Annotated in this window: 11 protein-coding genes; 4 read left to right on the top strand and 7 right to left on the bottom strand. The window is 62.7% G+C overall.

Annotated elements, in window-relative coordinates; all coding sequences use genetic code 11:
• Positions 1 to 41: 41 nt before the first annotated feature.
• The 3 genes from HWY05_RS07500 to HWY05_RS07490 all read right to left on the bottom strand — a co-directional run bounded on the left by HWY05_RS07500 (position 42) and on the right by HWY05_RS07490 (position 2,476).
• Positions 42 to 470, bottom strand: coding sequence for an SRPBCC domain-containing protein (locus HWY05_RS07500; RefSeq protein ID WP_176057935.1), 429 nt, complete (start codon positions 468 to 470; stop codon positions 42 to 44).
• Positions 380 to 802, bottom strand: coding sequence for a metalloregulator ArsR/SmtB family transcription factor (locus tag HWY05_RS07495; protein WP_176057934.1), 423 nt, complete (start codon positions 800 to 802; stop codon positions 380 to 382). The genes HWY05_RS07500 and HWY05_RS07495 overlap by 91 nt, the downstream gene beginning before the upstream one ends.
• Positions 803 to 1,093: 291 nt before the next feature.
• Complete coding sequence (locus HWY05_RS07490; protein WP_035551215.1) at positions 1,094 to 2,476, bottom strand: NCS2 family permease; 1,383 nt, start codon at positions 2,474 to 2,476, stop codon at positions 1,094 to 1,096.
• Positions 2,477 to 2,945: 469 nt separating this feature from the next.
• On the opposite strand from HWY05_RS07490, the gene HWY05_RS07485 reads away from it, so the two are divergent.
• Together HWY05_RS07485 and HWY05_RS07480 are read left to right on the top strand one after the other, a co-directional pair.
• Entirely contained in the window at positions 2,946 to 3,902 is a 957-nt protein-coding gene (locus tag HWY05_RS07485) for a PRC-barrel domain-containing protein (protein WP_176057933.1), read from the top strand.
• On the top strand, positions 3,899 to 5,149 hold the full coding sequence (locus HWY05_RS07480; protein WP_035551221.1) for an MFS transporter: 1,251 nt from the start codon (positions 3,899 to 3,901) through the stop codon (positions 5,147 to 5,149). The genes HWY05_RS07485 and HWY05_RS07480 overlap by 4 nt, the downstream gene beginning before the upstream one ends.
• Positions 5,150 to 5,963: 814 nt before the next feature.
• Here the strand turns inward: HWY05_RS07480 and HWY05_RS07475 are convergent.
• Complete coding sequence (locus tag HWY05_RS07475) at positions 5,964 to 7,337, bottom strand: MFS transporter (protein WP_176057932.1); 1,374 nt, start codon at positions 7,335 to 7,337, stop codon at positions 5,964 to 5,966.
• 98 nt (positions 7,338 to 7,435) lie between these two features.
• Entirely contained in the window at positions 7,436 to 8,608 is a 1,173-nt protein-coding gene (locus HWY05_RS07470) for a M20 aminoacylase family protein (protein WP_035551225.1), read from the bottom strand.
• Positions 8,609 to 8,725: 117 nt separating this feature from the next.
• On the opposite strand from HWY05_RS07470, the gene HWY05_RS07465 reads away from it, so the two are divergent.
• Entirely contained in the window at positions 8,726 to 9,676 is a 951-nt protein-coding gene (locus HWY05_RS07465; RefSeq protein WP_035551228.1) for a LysR substrate-binding domain-containing protein, read from the top strand.
• 62 nt (positions 9,677 to 9,738) lie between these two features.
• Here HWY05_RS07465 and HWY05_RS07460 read toward each other — a convergent pair whose 3' ends face one another.
• Positions 9,739 to 11,175 carry an aldehyde dehydrogenase family protein gene (locus HWY05_RS07460; protein ID WP_035551231.1) on the bottom strand — a complete coding sequence of 479 codons (1,437 nt, stop codon included), beginning with the start codon at positions 11,173 to 11,175 and terminating at the stop codon, positions 9,739 to 9,741.
• A gap of 232 nt (positions 11,176 to 11,407) precedes the next feature.
• Between HWY05_RS07460 and HWY05_RS07455 the strand changes: the two genes are divergently transcribed.
• Positions 11,408 to 11,779: a cupin domain-containing protein gene (locus HWY05_RS07455; RefSeq protein WP_176057931.1), complete on the top strand. Its 372-nt coding sequence runs from the start codon at positions 11,408 to 11,410 to the stop codon at positions 11,777 to 11,779.
• A gap of 111 nt (positions 11,780 to 11,890) precedes the next feature.
• Here HWY05_RS07455 and HWY05_RS07450 read toward each other — a convergent pair whose 3' ends face one another.
• Positions 11,891 to 13,282: an FAD-dependent oxidoreductase gene (locus HWY05_RS07450; RefSeq protein ID WP_035551237.1), complete on the bottom strand. Its 1,392-nt coding sequence runs from the start codon at positions 13,280 to 13,282 to the stop codon at positions 11,891 to 11,893.
• Positions 13,283 to 13,377: the final 95 nt, after the last annotated feature.

The following is a 13,377-nucleotide window of genomic DNA, read 5'->3' as shown; positions in this document are numbered from 1 at the left end:
GTGCAGGTTGAATCACACACGTCCAACCCATTCAGGCGCACTCACGCGAAGTAGCGCTCCAGCGAATCGAGTCCACCCGACCAGCCACGGCGATGATCGTCGGCCTGCGCTTCGTCGGTGAAGCGTTCGTGCGTAAGCGTCAGCCACGTGGCGTCGCCGTCCGGCTCCAGCAGGACCGTGACCAGCGATTCATGTTCCGCGTTGTGACGCCAGCGCCAGGTGAACACGAGCTTGCGATCCGGGACCACCTCCAGATACTGCCCGTTCGCCTCGAGTTCGCGGCCGTCCGACTTGCGGTACACGATCGTGTACCGACCGTCGACGCGCGCATCCAGTTCGGCGCGCACCACCGGCGTATCGCCGGGGTTCATCCATTTGATCAGTTGCGCCGCTTCCGTCCAGGCGCGGAATACTTTGGCGGGCGCGGCGTTGAGGCGCCGCTGGAGGGTGAGGCTGGCTTGGGCGGACATGGGACTTCCTCCTGTTCGACGAAAGTGGCGAGACCATCGAGCGATACCGACCAGAAACGCTGATAACGGCTGAGCCACGTCATGGCGTCCTCCATCGGTCCGGCCGACAGACGGCACGCCACCGTTCGCCCGGTCTTGCTGCGGGTGATCAGACCGGCCTCGGACAGCACGTCGAGGTGTTTCATCACGGCCGGCAAGGACATCGCGAATGGCTCGGCGAGTTCGCTGATCGACAGTTCACGCCCGGACAGACGCGTGAGCAACGCGCGCCGCGTGGGATCGGAGAGCGCCGCGAACGTGCGATCGAGTAGGGCTTCGTTAAACTTAACCATGAGGTTAAGTATAGAAACGCAAGTCAGGAAGTCAAGGACAGGTGGGCGTTTTCTCAACGCAGCCGATCGAAGCGGGAAGGAACGCTGGAAAAAGCGGAGTGGCCGACAGCGACGCAGAAAAAAAGATACGCGGTACATCGCAGATAAAGCCGTGCGACGTACCGCGTCAAGGTGGAGAACAACCGACTACACGTTCGAGCCTGGCGGCCTGCAAAAAACCACCCTGCTCTCGCGCTACTGCGAAATTATTTCAAACCATGAGACTCGTTGAACGAGGCCCCACGCGGACGATCAGATCGCCCAGCCGCCGAGATAGAACCCGACCAGCACGACAGCGATCACCACCGTGCCCACGTTCAGCTTGCGATATTCGCCGCTGACCACGCGGCCGATCACCAGCGTCGCGAAACCGAGCATGATGCCCGTCACGATGTTGGCGGTCAGCACGATGAACACCGCGCACATCAGGCCCGACATCGAGTCGACCATGTCGTCCATATGCAGCTTGCTGACATTCGACAGCATCAGCAGGCCCACATACATCAGTGCCGGCGCCGTTGCATACGAAGGCACGAGACCAGCCAGCGGCGAGAAGAACATCACCACGAGGAACAGCAGGCCGACCACCGCTGCCGCCATACCAGTCTTCGCGCCGGCTGCCACGCCGACCGTCGATTCGATATATGCCGCTGCCGGTGCGCCGCCGAGCAGACCCGAGAAAATCGAGCTCAGCGAATCGGCGGTCAACGCGCGGCCGCCGTTGATGATGCGGCCGTTTTCGTCGAGCTGACCGGCTTGCCCTGCGACGGCGCGGATCGTGCCGGTCGCGTCGAACACCGCCGTCATCACGAGAGCCAGCACGCTAGGCAGAACCGCCATCGACAACGCGCCCTTGATATCCATCGCGCCGATCAGCGACGCGTGGCCCGGCGCGCTCAGCGACGGCACCGCGAACACACCGTGATACGACATGGTCGGATCGATGAAGAAGGCGGCCGTCGAGATCACGATAATCACGATCAGGATCGAACCCGGCACGCGACGGCGCACCAGACCGAAGATCGCGGCGAGACCCGCTACCGACATGATCGCCGGCAAAGCCGTGATATTGCCCAGCGCGACCGGCAAGCCGGCGCCCGGATTCTTCACGACGAGACCCACGTCGTTCGCGGCGATCAGCAGCAGGAACAGGCCGATGCCGATCCCCGTGCCGTGCGCGATACCGTTCGGCAGATTGCGCAGAATCCACGAACGCACGCCGGTCACCGAAATCGCGGTGAACACGACACCCATCAGGAACACTGCGCCGAGCGCGACGTTCGGATGCAGACCTTTGCCGAGCACGAGGCCGAACGCGGTGAAGGCCGTCAGCGAAATCGCGCAGCCGATCGCGATCGGCAGGCGCGCCCAGATGCCCATCAGCAGCGAGCCGAACGCCGTGGTCAGACACGTGGCGACAAACACGGCGCTGGTATCGAAACCCGCTTTGCCGAGCATGCCCGGCACGACGAATACGGAGTAGACCATCGCGAGGAAGGTCGTAATGCCCGCGACGATTTCCTGACGCTGCGAACTGCCGCGTGCGGAGATTCCAAAATAGCGGTCGAGAAAGCCCTTTCCGTCGAATGATTCGACGGCGACTTCGGAAATCGGTTGGGCGTGGGGTTCCATCATGATGAGTGCCTCCTTTATCAGCGTACTGAAGCGGCCGTCACTGCGGGCGCCATCAGGGTCTCGTCTCGTTGAGTTGGTTTATTGGGGAATGTCGTCGTTTTTTGCTGTCTCGAAATGTAGGGCAACACAAATATGTCTCCCATCGCATGAATGGCATGCCGGACATGTCGAGACGCTTATATCTTTGACCCAGCGGCAAACTGGGCGGGCGAGCCAAGCGTTTACACCTACGCTTTGTCACGAAGATGTGAGCGGGTTTTGCGGCGTTCGGCGCACGAAAACGGCGCGCAATCCGCAGATGAAACGTCGTGCGCGGCATGAACCCTGCTAACACCGCACCTGTCAGATGGCCTGCGAAAGCGGGTCCGCCCGACGTCGCGGGTTACACTCTGGCCCATTCCTGTCTTAACTGCGGCGGCCTTTTTCGACCTTTGGCCGCCCTCTGCACTGGCCCATGGAGTCCTTCTTGATGAGTGGCGGTTTCTCGCGTCCTGCCTGGCGTTTGCCGATTCTTGCTCTGTTCGCGCTGTTTGCGCTGTCCGGTTGCAGCCTGCTGTGGGGCCCGCAGCAGGCGCCGATCGTCGACGCCACGGTGATGCCTGTCGAGCCCGCCAGTGCGCCGGTGGTGGCCTCGGAACCCGAGCCGGTCGAAACCGAAGCGGCTCGACCCGAGCAGCCGAAAAAACCGCCGAAGCCGATCGTCAAGCCGCGCAAGGTCGAGCCGCCGCCGCCCGTCGTCGCGCCCCCGCCGCCTCCGCCGACGCCCGCGCCGCTGATCGTGCTGCGCACGATCGAGCGCAGCGAGGCGCGCACGCTGCTCGATAGCGAAGTGCAGAAGCCCGACGGCAAGGTCGTCGGCCGCGCGGTCGATCTGATCGCGGATGCCGGCGGCAAGCCGCGCGAGATGGTCGTGAATCTGCAGGGCTTCCTGGGGGTGGGCGACCGCAAGGTGAACTTCCCGTGGAGCGCATTCCGCTTCACGCCGAGCGCGAAGACCGCACCGATCACGCTCAACGCGGCCGCCGTGCCGGCCAATGCCGCCAAACCGGCCGGCGTGCAATTACCGCTGATCGACGCCACGGTCGAACGCGCGAACGGCGCCAAGATCGGCCGCGTGATCGACGTGCTGATCGATGGCAATGCGCAGCCGCAGGCGGTCGTGCTCGACGTCAACGGCATGGTCAGTACGGAGCGCCGCACGATTGCCGCGAACTGGTCCGCGTTGCACTTCGTCACGAAAGACAAGGAACTGCATCCGCAGATCGATCTGAGCGACGCGCAGATCAACGCGACGCCGCCGTATGCCAGCGACAAACCGGTGCGCGCCGTATCGCCCGCACCGCCGCCAGCGCCGGCCGCCGCGACCGCACCGCCTGCGGCGACGGCTTCCGCCGCGGCAGGTTCCAATGCACGGGCGGCCCGATGAGCGGCCGTACTTTGGTAACCACGCGCAGTCTTCGCGCGCTCGACTGGATGAATTTTTTCGTCGCCAATGTGCAGACGGGGTTTGGGCCGTTCATCGCGTCGTATCTGGCGTCGCATAAGTGGACCCAGGGCGAGATCGGCATGGCGCTCTCGGTCGGCACGATCAGCGCGATGGTGAGCCAGGTGCCGGGCGGCGCTGCTGTCGACGCTCTGCGCAACAAGAAAGGCGCGGCCGCATGGGCGATTTTCGCGATCATTCTGAGCGCCGTGCTGCTGGCCGTGAGCCCGACCGTGCTGCCGGTGATTGCTGCTGAAGTGTTCCATGGCTTTGCCAGTTGCATGTTGACGCCGGCGTTGGCGGCGATTTCGTTCGCGCTGGTCGGGCGGGCAAATCTCGGCGACCGGCTGGGACGCAATGCGCGATGGGCGTCGATCGGCAGCGCGGTGGCCGCGGGGTTGATGGGCGTATTCGGCGAATACTATTCGCCGCGCGCGGTGTTCTGGTTGACCGCTGCGCTGGCCGTGCCCGCGTTGTTCGCGCTGACGATGATCCAGCGCACCGACACGATCGAGTTGCCGAAGGCCGGCCCGACGCCCAAGCAGATCGAGCGACGCGAGAGTCTGCGTGAGTTGTTGCGTGACAAGCGGATGTTGTTGTTCGCGGCGTGCATCGTGCTGTTTCACTTGTCGAACGCGGCGATGTTGAATCTCGCTGCGGGCGAAGTGACGGCCGGCATGGGCGACAACGTACAGCTCGTGATTGCCGCGTGCATTATCGTGCCGCAGGCGATTGTGGCGATGATGTCGCCGTGGGTTGGACGCTCCGCCGAGCGGTGGGGGCGCAGGCCGATTCTGTTGTTGGGGTTTTCGGCGTTGCCGATTCGGGCTTTGCTGTTTGCTGGCATTAGCAGCCCTTATTTGCTGGTGCCGGTGCAGATGCTCGATGGGTTGAGTGCTGCTGTGTTTGGCGTGATGTTGCCGCTGATCGCGGCGGATGTTGCCGGCGATAAGGGACGCTACAACCTCTGTATCGGGTTGTTTGGGCTGGCTGCGGGGATCGGGGCTACGTTGAGTACGACCGCTGCTGGGTTTGTGGCTGATCACTTTGGAAATGCGGTTAGCTTTTTTGGGCTCGCTGCTGCGGGGGCGTTAGCGGTTTTGCTGGTTTGGGCGGCTATGCCGGAGACTCGGGATTCGGCTCGGGTTGAGGATTCGGCTGGGGTGGCTGATGGGGAGGCTGCTCGGTGAGGGCTGGGGTTTGCCTGTTGCGGCGCGTTTTCTCGGCTGTTTGCGCGTTGGCCTTTCCTTGATTTGGTAGTGGTCTATTAGCGATCCCCCTGTGCGGGGGGCACCTACTTTTCTTTGCCTGCCGCAAATAAAAGTAGGCAAAAGAAAGCGGCTCACACCGCTAATTTTTAAGTGGGTTTCGTGGTCCACCACCGGCAGTGGTGCATCTGGAATCCGTGTTCTCGCGCACTCCGCGCTGGTGACAAAGGCGTCATTCTTCCGGCGGCGCTGCGCGCGCCGCGGCGGTCGTTCAAGCATGGCCTCTGCTAAGTGGGTCTCCCGCGCAGCCACGGTTGTGGCTCATCTGGAATCCGTGTTCTCGCGCATTCCGCGCTCGTGACAAAGCCGTCATACATCCCGCCTCGCGCGGTGCGCTCGCCGGAACGGCTCGCACTGGAACCAGCGCCTCGCTTTTCCGTGGGGGAGCCGTCGGCTTCGCCTCGGCGAGGCACCGAAATACCCCAAAAATTCACCACCGGTTTGATGAACGACCGCGGGGGCGCGCGAAGCGTCGCCGGAAGAATGACTGCTGTGCCACGAGCGCGGAGTGCGCGAGAACACGGATTCCAGATGAGCCACTACCGTGATTGCGCGGGGGACCCGCTTAAGAGCTAGCGGTGTGAGCCGCTTTCTTTTGCCTACTTTTATTTGCGGCAGGCAAAGAAAAGTAGGTGCCCCCCGCACAGGGGGATCGCTAATAGACCACTACCAAATCAAGGAAAGGCCAACGCGCAAACAGCCGAGAAAACGCGCCACAAAAGGCAAAAAAAGCCTATCACCCGATATCCCTACCAGCAGTCTCTGCCATAAAAGGCAACGCCAACAAAGACACCCCCCCACACCCAATCAAATACCAGGCCGGCGCAAGATTACTCCCAGAAACCTGAATCAACCACGTAGCAAAAAACTGCGCAAACCCACCAAAGATAGACACCCCGAGACAATAAACAATCGACATCCCGGTAGCCCGAATTTCACGAGGAAACATCTCCGGCAGCATCACGATATTAGGCACAGCGGTAAACGCGACCAGCACCGCCAACCCCGCCACGACCGACAACAAAACCGCCACATCAGGCACAGCATTAATCGCCATAAACGCCGGATACACGGCCAGAATCAGCAAGACCCGCGACACGCCCAACACCCACTTGCGCCCCACCCGATCCGACAACGCCCCGGCAAGCGGCGAACAGATCACCGTCACCACGGCCGCGGTCCACGCAGCCCACAACGCCGACGACATCGGCAGATGCAAAATCCGAATCGCGTAAGTCGACAGATAAAACAGCACGATATAGTTCGCCGCCGTCCCGCCGATGGTTGTGACCACACCCATCGTAATCACCCGCGAATGCTCGCGAAACAGCTTGCGCACCGGCTGCGAAGCCGGCACCGCCGACGACGACCGAACGCCCACCTGCCCATCCGCCCCCTCCTCGACACCCGGCAACGTCTCATCCAGATGACGCCGTATATAAATCCCGATCGGCCCCATCGCCATACCGATCACAAACGGCACGCGCCAGCCCCAACTCTCCAGCGCGGCAGTCGACAACGCCGCCGCCAACGCGACGCCAAGCAGCGACCCGCACACCGTATTCAACCCCTGGCTCACGAACTGCCAGCTGCCATAAAAGCCGCGCGTCTTGTCGCTGCCATACTCCAGCAACAGCGACGTCGACGCGCCAATCTCACCGCCCAACGCAAACCCCTGCACCAGACGCGCAAGAATCACCAGCAACGGCGCGGCAATGCCGATCGCCGCATACGTCGGTGCGAACGCGATCATCGCCGAGCCGAGCGTCATCAGCCATAACGTGAGGCTCATCGCCGCCTTGCGGCCGGCACGATCCGCGTACGCACCGAGCACGATGCCGCCCACCGGACGCATGATGAAGCCCACGCCGAACGTTCCAACCGCCAGCATCAATTGCGCGAGCTGACCCTCCACCGGGAAATACAGCTTGCCGATGATCGTCGCGAAGAAGCTGTAAATCGTGAAGTCGAAAAACTCGAGGCCGTTGCCCAGCGTGATCGCGGCAATCGCTTTCGCGTGGCTCTTGCGTTCGACGGGCTGCGCGGCCGTCATGCCTTGCATAGCAAGCGCGTCGCTGCCGGCGGATTGCGGTGTGGCGGAATAGTCCATCTGTGTCTCCATGATGTCCTTGCTGCTGGGTCGAAGCGCACTTCACAGCACAAGTCAAAGCGCACGCGCGGGCTCGAAGCGGCCCGTCACATCCGGCCTCAGACGAGAAACGTCTGCGCGAGCTTCACCCAGTAAGCGGCGCCGGTCGCGAGGCAGTCGTCGTTGAAGTCGTAGCCGGGGTTGTGCACCATGCATCCGCCCTCGCCGTCGCCATTGCCGATGATCAGGTAGCTGCCGGGGCAACGCTCCAGCAGGAACGCGAAATCCTCGCTGCCGGTCAGCGGTTGCATGTCGGCGATCAGGCCGTCTTCGCCGAGCCAGTCGAGTGCCACCTGCCGCGCGAGGCCGGTCATCTCCGCGTCGTTGACGAGCACCGGGTAGCGGCGCTGGTAATCCACCTGCGCACTGGCGCCGAACACCGCGGCCGTTCCGCACGCCACGGCGGTGATCCGTTCCTGCAGGTAATTGCGCACCTCAGGTTTCAACGCGCGCACCGAGAGACGCATCTCGGCCGTCTCGGGAATTACGTTGGGCGCTTCGCCCGCGTGAATCGCGCCGACCGTGATGATCGCCATGTCGAGCGGCGCGACGTTGCGCGACACGATCGACTGCAACGCCAGCACCATTTGCGCGCACACCACCACCGGATCGACCGCTTTGTGCGGCACGGCACCATGACCGCCGCGTCCCGTCACGGTGATGATCACCGTGTCCGACGACGCCATGAACGAGCCCGGCAGAAAGCCGAATTTGCCGGTCGGAAAGCCCGGCATGTTGTGCATCGCGAACACGGCGTCGCACGGAAACTTGTCGAACAGCCCGTCTTCCAGCATCTTTTTCGCGCCGGCCTGACCCTCCTCGGCCGGCTGGAAAATCACATTCACCGTCCCGTCGAAATCCTTCTCCCGCGCCAGATGTTTGGCAGCGGCGAGCAGCATCGCCGTATGACCGTCGTGACCACACGCGTGCATCTTGCCGGGCACCTTGCTCGCGTACGGCAAGCCGGTCGTTTCGTGAATCGGCAACGCGTCCATGTCGGCGCGCAGGCCCAGCTTGCGCGTGCCGCCGCCTACTTTCAGTTGCCCTACAACGCCGGTTTGACCGAGCCCGCGATGCACCGTATAGCCCCATTCCTGCAAGCGTTCGGCGACCAGGTCGCTGGTGGCGAACTCTTCGTACGCCAGCTCCGGCTGCGCATGAATGCGGTGGCGCAGCGCGATCATTTCGTCTTCGAGTTCGGCGATGCCCGCCGGAATGGCCATGGTGTTCACGTGTCGTCTCCGTCAATGAAAAGCGTGACCCAGCATAGCGACGCCGATTTTCCAGCGGCAGGCGTAGAATCGTTGCGGCAGCAACTTCTGGTTGCCACCCTTCCCCCGAATCGACAGATGAAACTGCATCAGCTCAGTACCTTAGCGGCGATTGCGGATACCGGCAGTATCCGGGCAGCGGCTCGTTCGTTAGGCCTTTCGCCCGCTGCGGTCACCAAGGCGGTGCGCGAACTGGAAGCGGATATGCAGGCGCCGCTGGTGATCCGCAGCGCGAGCGGCGTCGCGTTTACCGAGTTCGGCCGGACGCTGGTCGTGCATGCAAGAGTGGTGTTGGGGCAACTGCAACGCGCGCACGCGGAGATCGACGCATTGCGCGGCGCGGCGGCCGGCAAGCTGTCGATCGGCGTCACGCCATGGGTCGCGTTGACGTTTCTGCCGCCCACGGTGCAGCGCTTCAGGCAACGTATGCCGGAAGTGCAACTGGAATTTTTCGAGGGTTTGCTCGCGGTCGTGCAACCGCGTCTGCGCGATGGCAGTCTGGATTTTTCGATCGGCCGGCCCCCGCCCGCGTCGCCGCAATCGGAGTTTCACAACGTGCCGCTGTTTTCGACGCATTCGGCCGTGGTGGCGCGGCGCGATCATCCGAAAGCCGGTTGCCGCTCGCTGCTCGAACTGGAAGACGCGGAGTGGGTGCTGAACTGGGACCCGGCCAGCCGCGAATCGATCTCGGACAACCTGTTCCGCAAGCGCGGCATGCGGGTGCCGCACACCATTCATCTGGCGCACTCGCTGGCCATCGTATTGGGATTGCTCGCACACACGGACATGCTCAGCATTTTTCCGTGGCCACTCGCGGAAGTGACGCTCGCGAAAGAAAATCTGTGGGCGCTGCCGCTGCGCGAAACCGTGGATGAAACCATCGTCAGCATCACGTCACGCCGTGGCGCGCCGACAAGTCCGGCGGCCACGTGTTTTCTCGACTGTCTGCGTGAAGTGATCGACGAAGCGGCGCGCTCGCAGGAACCCGAGCAACGCCGCCTGTTTCATTCGATCGAATTACTGCTTTAGCGATTCCTGAATCGCTAAAGCATGAAGGTGCGTGTCAGCGTCAGCGTCGGCGCAGGCTGGGCTCAACCCTCGTAGCCCACCACGCCCTTGATCTCCAGAAAATCTTCCAGCCCGAACTCGCCGTACTCGCGGCCGTTGCCCGATTGCTTGAAGCCGCCGAACGGCGCATCGGGATTGTAGTCCGCGTAGTTCAGATAGATCGTACCGGTACGCAGGCGCCGGGCCACCGCGCGCGCATGCTCGATCGAACCGGACTGGATATAGCCGGCGAGACCGTAGAGGCTGTCGTTGGCCATGGCGATCGCTTCGTCTTCGGAGTCGTAGGCAAGGATCGACAGCACCGGTCCGAAGATTTCTTCGCGCGCGATCGTCATGTCCGGCGTGACCTTGCCGAATACGGTCGGGCGCACGAAATAGCCGTCTTTCAGGCCATCGGGACGGCCCGCTCCGCCCGCCACCAGCGTGGCGCCCTCTTCCATGCCGACGCCGATCAAACGCTGGATCTTGTCGAACTGCGCTTCGCTGATCACTGGACCGAGATCGGTGCCTTCGGCATTCGCCGGGCCGACCTTCAGGGCTTCGGCCGCTTCCTTCGCATACGTCAGCGCTTCGGCCTCACGCGCACGCGGCACGAACATGCGCGTGGGCGCATCGCACGACTGGCCGCTGTTGTCGAAACAGGCCCGCGCGCCGCGCATCACCGCCTGCTTCAAGTCGGCGTCTTCGAGAATCAGGTTGGCCGATTTGCCGCCCAGTTCCTGATGCACCCGCTTGACCGACTCCGCCGCCGCCTTCGCGACCTGCACGCCCGCACGCGTCGAACCGGTGAAGGACATCATGTCGATGTCGGGATGACACGACATCGCCTCGCCCACCGTGCGGCCTTCGCCGTTCACGAGATTGAACACGCCGGCCGGCACGCCCGCTTCGTCGAGAATTGCCGCGAAGATCAGGCCCGACAGCGGCGCCAGTTCCGAAGGCTTGAGCACCATCGTGCAGCCGGCCGCGAGCGCCGGTGCGACCTTGGTGGTGATCTGCAAGGCCGGCCAGTTCCACGGCGTGATCAGCCCGCACACGCCGACCGCTTCCTTGCGGATCAGAATGCCGTTCTTCATCGACTCGAAGTCGAAGGTATCGAGCGTGCGGATCATCGTTTCCAGATGCGCGACGCCGGTCCACGCCTGCGCGTCGTTCGCGTATTGCAGCGGCGCACCCATCTCGCGGCTGATCGCGTGCACCATGTCGTCGTAACGCTTGCGGTAGACGTCGAGTATCGCCTGCAGCAGATCGATACGCTGCGCGATCGTGGTCTCGCTGTACGCGGGGAACGCGCGCTTCGCGGCGGCAACCGCGCGATCGACGTCCGCCGCGCTACCAAGCGCAATTTTCTCGAACGCGGTGGCGGTGGACGGATCGATCACGTCGAGCGTGTTCGCCTCGCCCTGATCGAGCGGATCGACCCATTGACCGTCGATGTAAAACTGTCTGGTGTGTTGCATGGGCTTGTCCTTTACATGAAATGTGGTGGGTCAGATCCCGGGCGCGCGGATCGCACCCGTGGCGGCGTCACCCGCTTTACATCGACGCCGCTCAATCTGAATGTCTTCAAATCGAAATTCACCGCTACGCCGCTTTGGCTCAGACTCCGGTTCAGCTTCGATCCCTGCATCGAATCGTCGAATTCAAGAACTTCGAAACCCGATTTTCAAGTCTATTAACCAGGAGAGCCTCATGAGCAACATCACCTTCACCCGCATCGACGCTAAAGGCCCCGGCGCTACCGGCCTGAACCCGGCCCTGCACGATCCGGCCGATGTCATTCTCGACGGCGCCAAAGCCCCGCACGCGCTCAATGCGTATTCCGACGCGACCAACATGCTCTCCGCGGGCGTCTGGCAATGCGACGCGGGCACGCTGAAACTGGCCGACCTGCCGATTCACGAAGTGTGCGTGCTGATTGAAGGCGAAGTCGTGATCACCAGCGACGACGGCCGCAGCGAACACTATGCCGTCGGCGACGCCTTCATTCTGCACAAGGGCTTCTCGGGCACGTGGCATATGCCGGTCGCGACCAAGAAATACAGCATCGTGTACTGCGGCTGATTCCTACACTTCACCGCGTCTTTGCTTCACTGAAAACCGCACCCGCTAAGGTGCGGTTTTTTTATTCCGGCGGCAAGCACAAAACGACAAAACGCCGCCGCCGCTCAACCGTTACATCGGAAAACCCAGCGCCTTGATCGAATTGATCCACAGACGCCGCCAGCCGCCGCGATCGTCGGCGCCGTCGAATGCGTTGAAGGTGATCTTCGCGGCGATCCAGCGCAGCGGTTCCGGCGGAATATACGAGGGCCCTTTGCGCGAAATATCGAGCGACGTAATCAACGTGTCGCGATTCCACAGCATGTCGAGGCCCATCTTCGCGCCGAAGCGGCTGCCCGCCACGCCAAAGCCCGTATAACCGGCGACGAACACACTCTTGCCGCCGTGATAGCGCCGCGCGAACACCGCGCCACGCGAGCAGTAATCGATCGGGCCGCCCCACGCATGCGTGAAGCGCACGTCGTCAAGTTGCGGAAAAGTGCGGTAAAACGCTTCGGCGAGTTTGTAATAGGTGCTCTCGTCGCGATCCGCGGCGGGATTCGGATCGCCGCCGAAGTGATAGCTCACCCGGCCGCCGAAGATGATGCGGTTATCTTTCGTGAGTCGGAAATAGTTGAGCTGCGTACGCGTGTCGTAGATGCCCTGCCGATTTTTCCAGCCGATGCGCGCCATCTGCTCATCGCTCAGCGGCGCGGTCGCGATAATGTGATCGCGCACCTGCATCACGCGGCGCTTGATGTCGGTCACGCCGACATCCGCGGTGCCGGTGCCGAGCAGCACGCGCGGCGTGACGATGCTGCCCGCCTGCGTGTGCACGACCATCGTCGCGCCGCGATCTTCGAGGCGCGTGATCGGCGAATGTTCATGCAGTCGAACGCCGAGTTTCAGCGCGGCAGCCTTCAGCCCCCACGCGAGCTTCGCCGGGTGAATCGTGCCGCTGCGATTGCGCGACCACATCGCGCCGGCGAACAATGGCGAATCGAGTTGCTCGCGGGCGCGCTCGCTGTCCAGCAGCACCACGTCGTGACCATGCGCCACATGCAGCTCGTAGTCGCCCTTCAGATGATCGAGGTGACCCGGATCGACCGCCACCGTCATCTCGCCGTTCCATTCCACATCGGCTTCAATGCCGTAACGCGTCAACGACGCCTTGAAGCCGTCGAGATTCTCCTGACCCAGTTTTTCGAGTACATCGAGGTCTTGCGGAAAAACGCGCGTCGCGTTCGGCAAGCCATGCATGACAGACGTCGAAATGATCCCGCCCGGTCGGCCCGATGCGCCGTACGCGACCTTGCCCGCTTCGACCAGCACGACATCCAGCGACGGATCGGCTTCTTTCGCCTGAATCGCGGCCCACAGACCGGTGAAGCCGCCGCCCACCACGACCAGATCCGCCGAAGTCGGACCGATCAATTCCCGTTCGACAGCCGGCGCGCGCGGATTGTCCAGCCAGAACGGAAACAGTTTTACTCCATCAAACGCGCGCTTTACTGACTCGCTCATCTTGTTTGCCTGCTCTACTTGAATGCTTGTTGCCGGGTGCTTCATCGATCCGGTTGCGCGGAAAATGCGCGTCAACCGGCGTCCTGCGTATCCAA

The sequence above is a fragment of the Paraburkholderia sp. BCC1876 genome (assembly GCF_902833695.1).
Taxonomy (GTDB): Bacteria; Pseudomonadota; Gammaproteobacteria; order Burkholderiales; family Burkholderiaceae; genus Paraburkholderia.
Note: the sequence above shows the minus strand (reverse complement) of the source record. Positions and strands in the feature narration are given on the sequence as shown.

What these genes read in the sequence shown, in the direction of transcription:
- HWY05_RS07500 (WP_176057935.1), bottom strand. Translation starts at nt 470, where the DNA reads ATGTCCGCCCAAGCCAGCCTCACCCTCCAGCGGCGCCTCAACGCCGCG.
- HWY05_RS07495 (WP_176057934.1), bottom strand. Translation starts at nt 802, where the DNA reads ATGGTTAAGTTTAACGAAGCCCTACTCGATCGCACGTTCGCGGCGCTC.
- HWY05_RS07490 (WP_035551215.1), bottom strand. Translation starts at nt 2,476, where the DNA reads ATGATGGAACCCCACGCCCAACCGATTTCCGAAGTCGCCGTCGAATCA.
- HWY05_RS07485 (WP_176057933.1), top strand. Translation starts at nt 2,946, where the DNA reads ATGAGTGGCGGTTTCTCGCGTCCTGCCTGGCGTTTGCCGATTCTTGCT.
- HWY05_RS07480 (WP_035551221.1), top strand. Translation starts at nt 3,899, where the DNA reads ATGAGCGGCCGTACTTTGGTAACCACGCGCAGTCTTCGCGCGCTCGAC.
- HWY05_RS07475 (WP_176057932.1), bottom strand. Translation starts at nt 7,337, where the DNA reads ATGGACTATTCCGCCACACCGCAATCCGCCGGCAGCGACGCGCTTGCT.
- HWY05_RS07465 (WP_035551228.1), top strand. Translation starts at nt 8,726, where the DNA reads ATGAAACTGCATCAGCTCAGTACCTTAGCGGCGATTGCGGATACCGGC.
- HWY05_RS07460 (WP_035551231.1), bottom strand. Translation starts at nt 11,175, where the DNA reads ATGCAACACACCAGACAGTTTTACATCGACGGTCAATGGGTCGATCCG.
- HWY05_RS07455 (WP_176057931.1), top strand. Translation starts at nt 11,408, where the DNA reads ATGAGCAACATCACCTTCACCCGCATCGACGCTAAAGGCCCCGGCGCT.
- HWY05_RS07450 (WP_035551237.1), bottom strand. Translation starts at nt 13,282, where the DNA reads ATGAGCGAGTCAGTAAAGCGCGCGTTTGATGGAGTAAAACTGTTTCCG.